A 15,760-nucleotide genomic window follows, 5' to 3' on the forward strand; every position below is an offset into this window, starting at 1 on the left:
GCGGGAACGTGGATTGAAATAGTATCCGGTACACCGGATTGATGATACAGGATGCCGTCGTTCCCCACGCGGGAACGTGGATTGAAATCCAAAAGGCAGGCAGCACATGGATGGAGAATATGTCGTTCCCCACGCGGGAACGTGGATTGAAATAGTATCCGGTACACCGGATTGATGATACAGGATGCGTCGTTCCCCACGCGGGAACGTGGATTGAAATAGAGATTTATGAAAGAAAGTTAATGTTTGTTACGTCGTTCCCCACGCGGGAACGTGGATTGAAATTGTCAACCCATATTTGCAACATTTTTTTGTTTTTGTCGTTCCCCACGCGGGAACGTGGATTGAAATAGTTCTGCTAACTGTCGCTCTTTTTCCTTAATCTGTCGTTCCCCACGCGGGAACGTGGATTGAAATCGTCCTCGCCCCTTTGGCTTACACTGTACGCCGGTCGTTCCCCACGCGGGAACGTGGATTGAAATCGTGATATACGCCGCATCCGGATGTCTTGGATCCGTCGTTCCCCACGCGGGAACGTGGATTGAAATTGATTATTTTACTTGTAATAATCGTGATCGGTGCCGTCGTTCCCCACGCGGGAACGTGGATTGAAATATTTCGATGGAAAACTCACACTCTGCGTCAAAGGCGTCGTTCCCCACGCGGGAACGTGGATTGAAATCGTCCTCGCCCCTTTGGCTTACACTGTACGCCGTGTCGTTCCCCACGCGGGAACGTGGATTGAAATTGTAGTATTGACTTCACAAGTACAATCATAAACCGTCGTTCCCCACGCGGGAACGTGGATTGAAATATATTGGTATAAGATTGATACGCAGCCCCATACGTCGTTCCCCACGCGGGAACGTGGATTGAAATCTCCGCATTTTCCCGGTACTCAGCTGCGGGAACTGTCGTTCCCCACGCGGGAACGTGGATTGAAATGATACACAGGTTTCGTTTTTCCTTTCCCGACTTTCGTCGTTCCCCACGCGGGAACGTGGATTGAAATAGGTTTTTTAAGGTTTTCTGCTCCGATCGATCCTGTCGTTCCCCACGCGGGAACGTGGATTGAAATTTGTCCATCAGCATCCCCTCCAATCCCGTACTTTTGTCGTTCCCCACGCGGGAACGTGGATTGAAATTGTCTCATTGGTGTAGTCATAGAAATCAATCTGGTCGTTCCCCACGCGGGAACGTGGATTGAAATCGACCGCTGCTGCAGTAAGCTGCTTTCCAACTACAGTCGTTCCCCACGCGGGAACGTGGATTGAAATTGTTGTCCCATCTACTTCCTCCGGCTTTCCGATCTGTCGTTCCCCACGCGGGAACGTGGATTGAAATATTCTGGTATTCTAATGTGTCAATAAATTCGTACGTCGTTCCCCACGCGGGAACGTGGATTGAAATCGATAATCGAGCACTCTACAACTTTGACGCTTGTCGTCGTTCCCCACGCGGGAACGTGGATTGAAATAGATACTCTTGATGGACTATGGATCTTTGCTTTTGGTCGTTCCCCACGCGGGAACGTGGATTGAAATAGCTTTGCACGATCCGCCTTTGCATCCTTCATCGTCGTCGTTCCCCACGCGGGAACGTGGATTGAAATTGCGTCCAGTACATATGTTGTCTGGAGTGATGCACGTCGTTCCCCACGCGGGAACGTGGATTGAAATCTGGCTGTCAAGATACGTCTGAATGTCATCCTTGGTCGTTCCCCACGCGGGAACGTGGATTGAAATTCCTGTTGGAAGGAAGTATTTGATTTTATCCCACAATCGTCGTTCCCCACGCGGGAACGTGGATTGAAATAACTTCACAGATTTCCAAATTTTTACCCAGCCCACTCGTCGTTCCCCACGCGGGAACGTGGATTGAAATCAGCAAACGGATCCTGCACCTCGCCGCCAGTTTCGTCGTTCCCCACGCGGGAACGTGGATTGAAATAAATCTACCTGGAAGATATCCTCTGTCAGATGCGTCGTTCCCCACGCGGGAACGTGGATTGAAATCATGTGTCCGGTTTCCAATATTCATTTTCATTTCCGTCGTTCCCCACGCGGGAACGTGGATTGAAATGCTATGAGAATGCAAAAAATACTTGCGACATCGGTCGTTCCCCACGCGGGAACGTGGATTGAAATCTTGATTTCGAAAGACGTTGCTCCCATCACATAGTCGTTCCCCACGCGGGAACGTGGATTGAAATATTAGAAAAATAGAACATCTCCACTTTCTTCCTGGTCGTTCCCCACGCGGGAACGTGGATTGAAATTCCGTCCTTAAATGTCTGCTGTACTCCGTAAATCGTCGTTCCCCACGCGGGAACGTGGATTGAAATTTGAGCCTCATCAGATGTTTTCCCCTGCTCTAAAGTCGTTCCCCACGCGGGAACGTGGATTGAAATCCCAACATCGTGTTGCTTATTTTGTACATAGGTCGTCGTTCCCCACGCGGGAACGTGGATTGAAATGGTGTTGGCTGAGGTTTCAGCCGTGACCTCTTTTGGTCGTTCCCCACGCGGGAACGTGGATTGAAATATTAAACGCGTCCTCAACAGGTAAACCCTCTTTGTCGTTCCCCACGCGGGAACGTGGATTGAAATATCTAATGTCGGCATTTAATCGCCTCCCTTAAGCCGTCGTTCCCCACGCGGGAACGTGGATTGAAATCTTTTAAAGACACTCTAAATTTGACACCACCCATGTCGTTCCCCACGCGGGAACGTGGATTGAAATTCTGTACACAATACACAAGATGCAGTCGTATACGTCGTTCCCCACGCGGGAACGTGGATTGAAATAGATTGCATTTGCATCAATAGACGATTTAAATTGTCGTTCCCCACGCGGGAACGTGGATTGAAATTTGGATAACCCTAACCATTTCCGGCCAGAGGTAGCGGTCGTTCCCCACGCGGGAACGTGGATTGAAATTCTTGTGTACTCAATAGCTGCCTTTACCATTCCGTCGTTCCCCACGCGGGAACGTGGATTGAAATTATAAACTCCTGAAGTGCTTTTATACGCTCTTTGTGTCGTTCCCCACGCGGGAACGTGGATTGAAATGCCTTGCGTTTGAATACCAGCAAAAGAAGCAAGAGTCGTTCCCCACGCGGGAACGTGGATTGAAATATCCGGAAAGAAAGCATTTTTCTCGGCTATCGGTGTCGTTCCCCACGCGGGAACGTGGATTGAAATCGGATGAATGCGAGTTTAATTATAGCGTCATTGGTCGTTCCCCACGCGGGAACGTGGATTGAAATTATACCTAAATTCAAAGGAGATGATGTTATGTGGGTCGTTCCCCACGCGGGAACGTGGATTGAAATATACCGCTTATGCAAACAGCCCGGACGGCACGGAAGTCGTTCCCCACGCGGGAACGTGGATTGAAATCGCGTTTGTACAGTCCCGATCCGCGCTGGATGTGGTCGTTCCCCACGCGGGAACGTGGATTGAAATAGCCTCATGTACCACGGTGCATCATGCGTCCAGTGTCGTTCCCCACGCGGGAACGTGGATTGAAATAATGCAGGGACTTGCAGACTACAATAAACAGACAGGGTCGTTCCCCACGCGGGAACGTGGATTGAAATTCTTTCCGATCCGCAATTTGCCCAATGGCCAGCCTGGTCGTTCCCCACGCGGGAACGTGGATTGAAATATGATCTCCGCCATTACTCAGCTTCCATTATGCATGTCGTTCCCCACGCGGGAACGTGGATTGAAATTTATCCAACCCTGCCTATCGGTATTTGATTCTAGTCGTTCCCCACGCGGGAACGTGGATTGAAATTGACAAAACAGATCGCGGAAAGTGAGGATAAGACTCGTCGTTCCCCACGCGGGAACACAAGTATGAATTGAAATTTATTTGAATATAACATCGTCATACAGGGAAATGCCCTTGTGTGTACACTGAAAATGAAGAGGAGTGAATCAAAGGGGATGCAAAATCAGAAGAGAAATTATCAAAAAGAACTGGATCGGTATCTTGAAATGCTGCAGGCTGAAGGACGTGTACCGTCACTTTTGCTGCACAGCTGCTGTGGACCGTGCAGCAGTTATGTCATGGAATACCTGTCACAGTATTTTCATATTACGGTATTTTATTATAACCCGAATATTACAGAGAGAGAGGAATACGATAAGCGTGCCGCTGAACAGAGACGTTTGATCACACAAATGAACGAAAGCTTTCTTCATCCAGTAGAGTTTCTGGAAGGAGAATACGATGCGTCCTCCTTTTTTGAGATGGCAAAAGGGATGGAACAGATTCCGGAAGGAGGAGAACGTTGTTTTCGGTGTTACGAAATGCGGCTTAGAAAGACGGCCCAGGAGGCAAGAAAGAGAGGGTTTGACCTTTTTACGACTACTCTCAGCATCAGTCCAATGAAAAATGCAGCGAAACTAAATGAAATCGGAGAAAAGATCCAGGAGGAAGAAGGGGTCTCTTATCTTTTTTCCGATTTTAAAAAGAAAAACGGGTATAAGCGCTCAGTAGAACTTTCCGGGGAATATGGGATGTACAGACAGGACTACTGCGGATGCGTGTTTTCCAAAAGAGACCGAAGAAAAGCTTTACAAACAGAAAAAAATTTGGTAAATTAAATTTTAATAGTTTACTGCATTAAATTACAAAGGAACGGAGAAATGATATGGCACAGTTATGGGGCGGGCGCTTTACGAAAGAGACCGACCAGATGGTGTACGATTTTAATGCATCGATCGGGTTTGATAAGCGCCTTTACAGACAAGATATAGAAGGCAGCCGGGCACATGTGAAAATGCTCGGAAAGCAGGGGATTTTGACTCAGGAGGAAGTGGAAGCGATCCTTTCCGGTCTCGACAGTATTTTAGAAGATGTGGAGAGCGGCAGGCTCCCGATCACAAACCAGTACGAGGACATTCACAGTTTTGTGGAGGCAAATCTCATTGAAAGGATAGGAGATGCCGGGAAGAAGCTGCATACCGGAAGAAGCCGAAACGATCAGGTGGCTTTGGATATGAAGCTGTATGTAAGAGAAGAAGTAAAAAGGACGGACGGACTTTTGAAAGATCTTCTTCAGGAGTTGCTTGCGATCATGGAGGGAAATCTGAGTACATATATGCCTGGATTTACCCATCTGCAGAAAGCGCAGCCGATCACACTTGCCCACCATATGGGGGCGTATTATGAGATGTTCAGGCGAGACCGTACGAGACTTTCAGACATTTACAGACGTATGAATGTCTGTCCTCTTGGAAGCGGAGCGCTTGCCGGGACAACGTATCCGCTGGACAGGGAGTACACAGCAGAACTTCTTGGGTTTGCCGGGGCCACGCTCAACAGCATGGATTCTGTGTCTGACAGGGACTATCTGATTGAATATCTGGCGGCACTTTCCACAATTATGATGCATCTGAGCCGATTTTCTGAGGAGATCATCCTTTGGAATTCCAATGAATACCGTTTTGTAGAGATTGATGATGCCTACAGTACCGGAAGCAGTATCATGCCGCAGAAGAAGAACCCGGATATTGCGGAACTCGTCAGAGGAAAGACTGGACGTGTATACGGAGCGCTGATGTCGCTTCTGACGACAATGAAGGGGATACCGCTTGCGTATAATAAGGATATGCAGGAAGATAAGGAAATGGCATTCGATGCCATTGATACAGTGCAGATGTGTCTTCCTCTTTTTACTGGCATGATCGCTACGATGAAATTTCAGAATAGTGTAATGGAAGAAAGTGCGAAAAAAGGTTTTACCAATGCCACAGATGCGGCAGACTATCTCGTTAACCGCGGCGTACCGTTTCGGGATGCCCATGGCATTATCGGAAAACTTGTCCTTCTTTGTATAGAGAAAGGATGTGCGCTGGATGATCTGAGTATGGAAGAATACAAAGAGGCAAGTCAGGTGTTTGAGGAGGATATCTACGAGGCAATCAGCATGGAGACATGTGTGGGCAAGCGTCTGACAAAAGGGGCTCCGGGCATGGAAGCTATGCAGGAGGCAATCCGTATATATAGAGAAGAATTGGAAAGAGACTAGGAGGACAGACAACATGGAAAAGAAATTGAGAGTTGGAATTTTAGGGGCAACCGGGATGGTAGGACAGAGGTTTATCTCTCTTCTGGAAGATCATCCGTGGTATGAAGTGGTAACTGTGGCAGCAAGCCCGCGATCCGCAGGAAAGACATACGAGGAGGCTGTTGGAGACCGCTGGAAAATGGCAAAACCAATGCCGGAAGGGGTTAAAAAACTCATCGTACATAATGTCAACGAAGTGGAAGAAGTAGCATCCACTGTGGACTTTGTTTTCAGCGCTGTCGATATGACAAAAGAAGAAATCCGTGCGATAGAGGATGCCTATGCCAAGACAGAGACTCCGGTCGTATCAAACAACAGTGCACATCGCTGGACGCCGGATGTACCGATGGTCATCCCGGAAGTAAACCCGGAACATTTTGATGTGATCGAAGCACAGAAAAAGCGTCTCGGTACGACAAGAGGTTTTGTAGCAGTAAAACCAAACTGTTCCATCCAAAGCTACGCTCCGGTACTCACAGCGTGGAAAGAATTTGAACCGACACAGGTTGTTGCGACGACGTATCAGGCAATTTCGGGCGCAGGAAAGACATTTCACGATTGGCCGGAAATGGTAGAAAACATTATTCCGTATATCGGCGGAGAGGAAGAAAAAAGTGAGCAGGAACCTCTTAGAATCTGGGGGAAAGTAGTGGACGGAAAAATTGAAAAGGCCACGAGTCCTCTCATCACAACACAGTGTATTCGAGTGCCTGTATTGGACGGACATACGGCAGCAGTCTTTGTTAATTTTAGGAAGAAACCAACGAAAGAAGAGCTCATCGAAAAGCTTGTGACATTCAAAGGGCTTCCACAGGAACTTTCACTTCCGAGTGCACCGAAACAGTTCATCCAGTATCTGGAAGAAGACAATCGCCCGCAGGTAAAACTGGATGTAGATTTTGAAAATGGAATGGGAATTTCAGTGGGACGTCTGAGAGAAGATACGCTTTTTGATTACAAGTTTGTAGGCTTGTCACACAATACAGTAAGGGGTGCGGCAGGAGGAGCGATCCTCTGCGCAGAGACATTGACAGCAAAAGGATTTATTCAGGCGAAATAAGATATGGAAAAGGGACGGGTATGTACAAATACGCCGTCCCTCATTGCATCTCAGGGACAAAGCGTGTAAAATGGACATAGAAAAAAGTTATTACCGATAGGAAAAGGAGCAAGGGGTTATGGATAACGAAATGCTGAATTATACCCAAAACAGAGAACTGTCGTGGCTGAAATTCAACAAGAGAGTGCTTGAGGAGGCACAGGATACGGATGTCCCTCTGATGGAGCGACTGAAGTTTGTGGCGATCTTTACGAGTAATCTGGATGAATTTTTTATGATTCGTGTGGGAAGTCTCTACGACATGTCGTTCATGAAAGAACAGAACATCGACAAGCGTTCGGGACTTACGCCTCAGCAGCAGCTGGACAGGATTTACGAAGAGGTGGCGCCTCTTTACAAGGAACGTGATAAGACATACTCGGATATCAAAAAACAGCTCAATCCGTACGGAATCTGCGGGCTGTCTTTCAAAGAGCTGGAGGCGATGGAGAAGAAGTATGTAAAGAAATATTTCAAAGAGCAGATCTTGCCCGTACTTTCTCCGCAAATTGTGGATGCCAACCACCCATTTCCTCATCTTTTAAACAAAGAGATTTATGCGGTGGCGGACTTAAAGAGAGACGGACAGAAGATGCTTGGAATTGTTCCGGTGCCGCAGTATATTTCGGATATTCTGTACCTGCCGGGACATGATATCCGCTATATCCGAATGGAGAAGATCCTTGTGGAATATATGGAGCTGATCTTCCCGAAATACGAAGTGTCCAATAAAAACTATATTTGTGTGACAAGAAATGCGGACATTTCCCCGGATGACGAATCTTTAGACATCAACGACGATTTCAGACTCCTGATGAAAAAAACACTCAGCAAGCGCCGCAGAATGGCAGTCGTCAGGCTGGAGACAGCGGAGACACTGAATTCAGAGATGGAGAAGTACTTTTGTGAGAAATTTAAGATCACACCGAAGCAGATTTTCCGGACAAAAATGCCGCTGAAACTATCCTATATCTTTTCGGTAGCCGACAAAATCCCGGAGAGCATGAAAAGAGCGCTTGTATATGAACCATTTTCTCCGCAGCCTGCAGCTATGGTGGACAGCAGCACAAGCATTATGAAACAGATCAAAAAGAAAGATATCATGCTTTCCTATCCGTACGAATCTATGGAACCATTCCTGAAACTTATCAAAGAGGCAAGCACGGATCCGTCAGTCGTAACGATCAAGATCACGATCTACAGACTGGCGAAAAAAGCCCGTCTTGTGGAGTACCTTTGTGCGGCAGCGGAAAACGGCAAAGAGGTAACAGTGCTTATCGAGCTTCGGGCTCGTTTTGATGAGCAGAACAACATCGACTGGTCGGAACGGCTGGAAGATGCCGGATGCCGTGTAATCTATGGATTTGAAGGTTATAAAGTGCATTCCAAGATCTGTCTCATTACATATAAGGCACGGAACGGATATCAGTATATTACCCAGGTAGGAACCGGAAACTACAATGAAAAGACGGCAGCTATGTACACGGACGTCTGTCTTATGACGGCAAACCAGGAGATTGGGCAGGACGCAGCAGTCTTTTTCCAGAATATGTCTATCGGAAATTTGAGCGGAAGCTACGAACGTCTGATCGTATCTCCGATCAGCCTGAAGAAAAAAGTGCTTGCTCTCATCGATGAGGAAACGAAAAAGGGCGAGAACGGAAGAATCATTATGAAGATGAATTCTGTCACGGACGTGGATTTCATCCAGAAGATTTCCCAGGCAAGCCGCGCCGGGGTAAAGGTAGACTTGATTGTAAGAGGAATATGCTGTATACTTCCGGGAGTAAAAGGGTATACGGATAATGTGCATGTCACGAGCATCGTGGGAAGATTTCTTGAGCATCCACGCATTTTTGCTTTCGGAAAAGGAAGCGGGGAGAAAATTTATATCGGTTCTGCGGACATGATGACGCGGAACACAGAAAAACGTGTGGAAGTGGCCTGTCCGGTTTATGATACGAACATTCGAAACCGGCTGAACCACATGCTGGATGTCATGCTGAAAGATAATCTCAAAGCCCGGAGTCTCGGCTCAGATGGTATTTACCGGAAAAAGGAGCAGGGGGACAGAAGAATAGATTCCCAGGATGTGTTCATGCATGAGGCGCTTCGGGCCGTTACTCCGAAGCCTGCGGCTCAGAAACCGTCGCTTAAAGAGAAGATCCTCGGAATCCTGCATAGATAAGGAGAGAACTGGCGGATATGGGGAAATCGCTGTACATTGCGGAAAAGCCGAGTGTTGCACAGGAGTTTGCAAAGGCGTTGAAACAGAATATGAAACGGAAGGATGGTTGGCTGGAATCTGATGAAAGTGTTGTGACGTGGTGTGTGGGGCATCTTGTGACGATGAGTTATCCGGAGGCGTATGATGAGAAATATAAGCGCTGGAGCCTGAACACACTTCCGTTCATCCCAGAAGAATACAAGTACGAAGTCATACCGAATGTGAAGAAACAGTTTCAAACGGTAAAAACCCTTCTGAACCGGGAAGATGTGGAGACAATCTACGTCTGTACCGACTCCGGAAGGGAAGGGGAATATATCTACCGGCTTGTGGAACAGATGGCAGGTGTCAAAGGGAAGAAAAGAAAGAGGGTCTGGATCGATTCTCAGACGGAAGAGGAGATTTTAAGAGGGATCCGGGAGGCAAAAGATCTGTCAGCCTACGACAATCTTTCTGCTTCCGCCTATCTGCGGGCTAAAGAGGACTATCTGATGGGAATCAATTTCTCCAGACTTCTGACATTGAAATACGGAAATAGTATTGCAGGATTCCTGAATAAAAAGTACGCTGTACTGTCTGTAGGGCGTGTTATGACCTGTGTGCTTGGAATGGTCGTGAGAAGAGAGAGAGAAATCAGAGAGTTTGTGAAAACCCCATTCTATCGTGTCCTTGCAAAGATCCAGGCAGAAGAGGAGCAGTTTGACGCGGAATGGAAGGCGGTGCCGCAGTCACGATATTACATGTCCCCGAAGCTTTACAAAGAAAACGGCTTCAAAGACCGAAAGACGGCCCAGGAATTGATTGATTTTCTGAAAGATGAAACGGTATGCGAGGTGCTTTCGGCTGAAAAGAAAAAAGAAAAGAAAAATCCACCGCTTTTGTTTAACCTTGCGGAGCTTCAAAATGAGTGTTCCAAAAGATTTAAGATCAGTCCGGATGAGACGCTTCGCATCGTACAGGAACTGTATGAAAAAAAACTCGTCACATATCCCAGGACAGATGCCAGAGTACTGTCGGCAGCTGTTGCAAAAGAGATACATAAAAACCTGAACGGTCTGTCTAAATACGAACCGACAGCCCATCTGCTCTCCTACATTGCAAAGGAAAAGACGCACAAAGGTTTGGAAAAGACGAGATACGTAAACGACAAACAGATCACGGATCACTATGCCATCATCCCTACCGGACAGGGGCTTGCGGCATTGAACTCGGTATCAAGTGTGGCAAAAAGTGTCTACGATGTCATCGTGAGGAGATTTATCAGCATCTTTTACCCGCCTGCTGTCTACCAGAAAGTCAGCCTGGTTGTTAGGATCAAAGAAGAACAGTTTTTTGCAAATTTCAAAGTTCTTATAGAGGAAGGTTATTTTCAGGTAACTGGAGTGCCGGGCAGCCGGAAAGAAGAAAAAGAGGAAAAAATCCAGGACGAAGAGACTTCTCCGGATCAGAAGCTTTTCGAATTTCTGAAAAAAGTAAGGAAAGGGACGAAGCTTCCGGTTCGCGGATTTGAGATCAAGGAAGGGGAGACATCCCCACCTAAGAGGTATAATTCCGGTTCTATGATCCTTGCCATGGAAAATGCCGGACAACTTATCGAAGACGAGGAGCTTCGGGCCCAGATAAAAGGGAGTGGGATCGGGACAAGCGCCACAAGGGCAGAGATTCTGAAAAAACTAATCCATATCAAGTACCTTGCCTTAAATAAAAAGACGCAGGTAATTACCCCCACTTTGTTCGGGGAGATGATATATGAAGCGGTGGATCACTCGATCCGTTCTCTCTTAAACCCGGAACTTACGGCAAGCTGGGAAAAGGGACTTACTTATGTGGCGGATGGAGAGATTACTTCAGAGGAATATATGCAGAAGCTGACGCATTTTATTATATCAAGGACAAATGGTGTTCTTGGTTTAAACAACCAGTACCAGCTCAGAAGCTGCTATGAGAAAGCGGCTATTTATTACCGAAATAAAGGAAAACAGCAGAAACAGGAGGAATAACAGGATGAAAGAACTGACAGTAAAAGAACTCTACAATCTGGACGAGACAATCGCCAGGGAACTTCTGGAAGGAGCGGAATATCCATGGGAAGTCCTGCCAAAGATCAGTGAGTTTATTGTAAAACTCGGCAGCACACTCCCGGAGGAAGAGTATGAAAAACGAGGAGAAAACGTGTGGATCGCAAAGTCTGCAAAAGTTGCGCCTTCCGCATACATAAACGGGCCTGCCATCATCGGAAAAGATGCAGAAATCCGGCACTGTGCTTTTATCCGCGGCAACGCCATTGTGGGAGAAGGAGCAGTTGTCGGAAATTCCACGGAGCTTAAAAATGTCATCCTTTTCAATAAAGTGCAGGTACCGCATTACAACTATGTCGGAGATTCCATCCTGGGATATAAGGCGCATATGGGAGCAGGATCCATCACATCCAATGTAAAATCTGATAAGACGCTGGCCACCATATCCACGCCGGAAGGAAAGATAGAGACAGGACTTAAGAAATTTGGCGCCATGATCGGAGACAATGTGGAGGTGGGATGCGGAAGTGTCCTCAACCCGGGCTGCGTGATCGGGAAGGAGACAAATATCTATCCTCTGTCTATGGTACGCGGCTATGTGGAGGCAGGAAGCATTTATAAAAAACAAGGGGAAGTGGTAAAGAAACACTAGGCGTTTTTCCAGTAATAAGATATAATAAGGGTGGAAATTCATTAGCAAATTCGGAGAGGACGAAACATGAAGGTACTTGTCGCTATGGATTCCCTAAAAGGCAGTCTGTCATCCCGGAAAGCGGGGGAGGCTGTAAGGGAGGGGATTCTGAGAGCCAGGCCGGATGCAAGGATTGACGTACGGCTTCTTGCAGACGGAGGAGAGGGGACAGCAGAAGTTCTGATCAAATCGCGGGATGGAAAACGGATTAACCGAAAGGTAACCGGCCCTTTTGGGACTTTGGTAAATGCCTCCTACGGATATGATCCGGATACACATATGGTATTTATAGACATGGCTTCTGCTGTCGGATTCCATCTGATAAGGGAAGAGGAGAAAAATCCGATGACCGCAACGACTTACGGAGTTGGAGAAATGATAAAAGATGCAGTAAATCGTGGAGGAAGAGATTTTATCATCGGGCTGGGAGGAAGCGTCACAAACGACGGCGGGCTTGGCATGCTGGAAGCTTTGGGGTATCGTTTCACAGACGGTTCTGGCATTCCTGTAGGGAGAGGAGGGCAAGCGCTCGGGAAAGTAGAGAGAATAGATGTAAGCCACGTTATACCGGAACTTGCGGAGTGTACTTTCCGGATTGCCTGCGATGTGGAAAATATTCTTTGCGGACCAAAAGGGGCTACCTACATCTATGGACCGCAAAAAGGAGCTGAAACAGAGCAGATAAAGCAGCAGTTGGATGCAGGGATGCGGCATTTCGCGGATGTTTCAAATGCATTTTTGGGTACTTGCTGTGACTGCAAGCCTGGTTCCGGGTGCGGAGGCGGTATCGGGTACGCTTTTTTCGGCTATCTGCATGCAAAAGGAGAGAGCGGGGCCGAACTGATCATGCGGGAGACGAAGATTGGAGAAGCGATGAAGGGTTGTGACTACGTCGTGACCGGCGAGGGATGCCTGGACGCTCAGTCTGTCATGGGGAAAGCTCCTGTGAGGATTGCCAGGCTTGCCAAGGAGGTCAATGCGAAAGTCATCGCTTTTGCAGGCTCAGTCACAAAAGAAAGCAAAAAGTGTAATGCGTGCGGGATCGACGCATACTTTCCGATCGTGCGGGGGATCACGACGAGGGAGGAAGCGATGAATCCCCAAAAAGCCTATGAAAACCTGGCAGACACGGCAGAACAGGTATTTAGGCTGCTTTGATTGAGGAGGAAATTATGGAACAGAAATTTGTAGATTTTGAAATAGGAAAACAAAAACACATCGCGCTTGTTGCCCATGATGGAAAGAAAGCTGCCATGGTAGACTGGTGCGACAAGCATAAAGAAATTTTAAAAAATCATTTTCTCTGCGGTACAGGGACGACGGCCAGACTGATTGCCGAACGGACGGGTCTTCCGGTGCGCGCATACAACAGCGGGCCTCTCGGCGGAGACCAGCAGATCGGGGCGAAGATCGTGGAAGGCGGCATCGACTTTATGGTATTTTTGTGGGATCCGCTGGAAGCTCAGCCTCATGATCCGGATGTAAAAGCACTGCTTAGAATCGCGGTTGTATATGATATACCGGTTGCCAACAATCTGGCGACAGCAGATTTCATGCTTACATCCCGATATATGGAAGAAACCTACTCCAGAAAAGTGCTGAATTTCACAGCAGCAGTAGAAGAAAGAGTGGAAAAGATGAAATAGCAGGAGTGTCCGCTCCTGCAGCTCCTCTGCCGCAGTATTTTTCTGCGGCAGTCTATATTATTCATTTCAGGGCATTTCTGCCGAATTTCAAAAATTATATTGACATATGGAACAGAATATTATACTATAATAAAAGCAGATACGAACATGCGTTCGAATAAAGGAGAATCATTATGGCAAATCAGAATGAAGATAAAAAGAAAGCCCTTGAGGCTGCGATTTCAAAACTGGAGAAAGATTTCGGAAAAGGAACTGTCATGAAACTGGGAGATCCGAAAGCGCAGGTGGCGGTAGAGACAGTGCCGACAGGCTCACTCAGCCTTGATCTGGCTCTTGGGCTTGGCGGTGTTCCGCGGGGACGTATCGTGGAGATTTACGGACCGGAATCCAGTGGTAAGACGACGGTAGCCCTCCACATGATTGCGGAAGTGCAGAAACGGGGAGGTATTGCCGGATTTATCGATGCAGAGCACGCATTGGATCCGGTATACGCAAAGAATATCGGCGTGGATATCGATGAGCTTTATATTTCACAGCCAGACAGCGGAGATCAGGCGCTGGAGATTACAGAGACAATGGTGCGATCCGGTGCGATGGATATTGTTGTCATTGACTCGGTGGCTGCTCTCGTGCCGAAGCAGGAGATTGAAGGGGATATGGGGGACAGCCATGTAGGTCTTCAGGCGAGACTGATGTCCCAGGCTCTCAGAAAACTGACTCCGGTTATCAGCAAATCCAATTGCGTCGTGATCTTTATCAATCAGCTTCGTGAAAAAGTGGGTGTGATGTTCGGAAATCCGGAGACAACTACAGGAGGAAGGGCTTTGAAGTTTTACTCCTCCATCCGTCTGGATGTCAGAAGGACGGAGACATTGAAGCAGGGCGGCGAGATGGTCGGAAACCATGTCCGTGTGAAGGTTGTCAAAAATAAGATTGCGCCTCCGTTTAAAGAAGCGGAATTTGATATTATGTTTGGAAAAGGAATTTCAAGAGAAGGAGATATCCTTGACCTCGCAGCCAATATTGATATCGTTAATAAGAGCGGCGCCTGGTATGCCTACGGCGGAAGCAAGATTGGCCAGGGAAGGGAAAATGCCAAGACCTATCTGGCAGAGCATCCGGATATCATGGATGAGATTGAAGCAAAAGTCAGAGCTCATTATGGGTTGATTCCGGATGGAGATGACAAAGAGAAGGAAAAGACAGAGACTGCTTCTTCTACAGATGAAACGAAGGAAGTGGATGAATAATGCAGCAGATCAGGATAGAACCGGTAACAAAGACAAAATTCCGGATATATCTTGACGGAGAGTTCGCTTTTGTATTATACAAAAGCGAACTTGCTCGTTATGGGATCAAAGATGGCGGCGAGATCAGCGATGAGATGGCAGCAAAGATCAAAGAAGAAACTGTCCTGAAAAGGGCCAGGGTAAAAGCCTTGAAACTGCTTGGAGATATGGATCGTACAAGAGCAGAGCTGAAAGATCGTCTCATGCGCTCGGATTTTACAGAGGAGATCGCAGAGTTGGCTCTTGCATATGCGGATTCTTTTGGCTACCTCAATGATGAGCGGTATGTGGAAAATTATGTCCGAAGCAGAAAAGAGACGAAAAGCAGGCGGGAGATCTGCGCGGAACTTAGCAGGAAAAAAGTGGACAGGGAGATCGTGGAGCGGGTTCTGGAAGACTGTTATGGGGCGGATGATTCCTGTACGGCCATCTTAAAACTTCTGAAAAAAAGACATTACGATGCAGAACAGATGGATCAGAAAGAGAAGCAGAAGATTTGCGCCTGGCTGGCCAGAAAAGGCTTCCGTTACGGAGAAATCCGAAAGGCAATGGAACTTCCGGACTGGGAAGATTAGAAGGACAGGAAGAGACGGCGTGTGAACTGTGACAAATGCATGAAGGCTGTGCTTGACATTTTTGTGAAAACAGTATAAAATCCCATCTTTGACAGTTGAAAAGAAAAATGAGTGCCACAATCCATGAAAATAC

Annotated in this window: 10 protein-coding genes and 1 CRISPR repeat array; all 10 genes read left to right on the forward strand. The window is 47.3% G+C overall.

Annotation, left to right across the window (positions count from 1 at the left end; genetic code table 11):
* Positions 1 to 56 precede the first annotated feature (56 nt).
* Positions 57 to 3,801: direct repeats of the CRISPR family, unit length 32 nt; unit sequence GTCGTTCCCCACGCGGGAACGTGGATTGAAAT.
* A gap of 152 nt (positions 3,802 to 3,953) precedes the next feature.
* Complete coding sequence (locus ACLROL_RS10985) at positions 3,954 to 4,616, forward strand: epoxyqueuosine reductase QueH (protein WP_221920040.1); 663 nt, start codon at positions 3,954 to 3,956, stop codon at positions 4,614 to 4,616.
* A 47-nt stretch (positions 4,617 to 4,663) separates the two neighbouring features.
* A complete protein-coding gene (gene argH / locus ACLROL_RS10990; RefSeq protein ID WP_413067827.1) occupies positions 4,664 to 6,043 on the forward strand; it encodes an argininosuccinate lyase in 1,380 nt (459 codons plus the stop codon).
* Positions 6,044 to 6,056: 13 nt separating this feature from the next.
* Entirely contained in the window at positions 6,057 to 7,142 is a 1,086-nt protein-coding gene (asd, locus tag ACLROL_RS10995) for an aspartate-semialdehyde dehydrogenase (RefSeq protein WP_087203123.1), read from the forward strand.
* A 118-nt stretch (positions 7,143 to 7,260) separates the two neighbouring features.
* On the forward strand, positions 7,261 to 9,369 hold the full coding sequence (ppk1, locus tag ACLROL_RS11000) for a polyphosphate kinase 1 (protein ID WP_413067828.1): 2,109 nt from the start codon (positions 7,261 to 7,263) through the stop codon (positions 9,367 to 9,369).
* A gap of 17 nt (positions 9,370 to 9,386) precedes the next feature.
* The gene (locus ACLROL_RS11005) at positions 9,387 to 11,408 is read left to right on the forward strand and encodes a DNA topoisomerase (RefSeq protein WP_413067829.1); all 2,022 of its coding nucleotides are present in this window, start codon (positions 9,387 to 9,389) and stop codon (positions 11,406 to 11,408) included.
* Between the two features lie 4 nt (positions 11,409 to 11,412).
* On the forward strand, positions 11,413 to 12,078 hold the full coding sequence (locus tag ACLROL_RS11010; RefSeq protein WP_087203120.1) for a UDP-N-acetylglucosamine pyrophosphorylase: 666 nt from the start codon (positions 11,413 to 11,415) through the stop codon (positions 12,076 to 12,078).
* Between the two features lie 66 nt (positions 12,079 to 12,144).
* Entirely contained in the window at positions 12,145 to 13,275 is a 1,131-nt protein-coding gene (locus ACLROL_RS11015; protein WP_413067830.1) for a glycerate kinase, read from the forward strand.
* 14 nt (positions 13,276 to 13,289) lie between these two features.
* Positions 13,290 to 13,763, forward strand: a complete 474-nt coding sequence (locus tag ACLROL_RS11020; RefSeq protein ID WP_246599191.1) for a methylglyoxal synthase — start codon at positions 13,290 to 13,292, stop codon at positions 13,761 to 13,763.
* 173 nt (positions 13,764 to 13,936) lie between these two features.
* The gene (gene recA, locus ACLROL_RS11025; protein WP_087203118.1) at positions 13,937 to 15,013 is read left to right on the forward strand and encodes a recombinase RecA; all 1,077 of its coding nucleotides are present in this window, start codon (positions 13,937 to 13,939) and stop codon (positions 15,011 to 15,013) included.
* Positions 15,013 to 15,627, forward strand: coding sequence for a regulatory protein RecX (locus ACLROL_RS11030; protein ID WP_287449045.1), 615 nt, complete (start codon positions 15,013 to 15,015; stop codon positions 15,625 to 15,627). The genes recA and ACLROL_RS11030 overlap by 1 nt, the downstream gene beginning before the upstream one ends.
* Positions 15,628 to 15,760 lie beyond the last annotated feature (133 nt).

It is taken from the genome of Sellimonas sp., assembly GCF_047234585.1.
Classification (GTDB): Bacteria; Bacillota; Clostridia; order Lachnospirales; family Lachnospiraceae; genus Sellimonas; species Sellimonas caecigallum.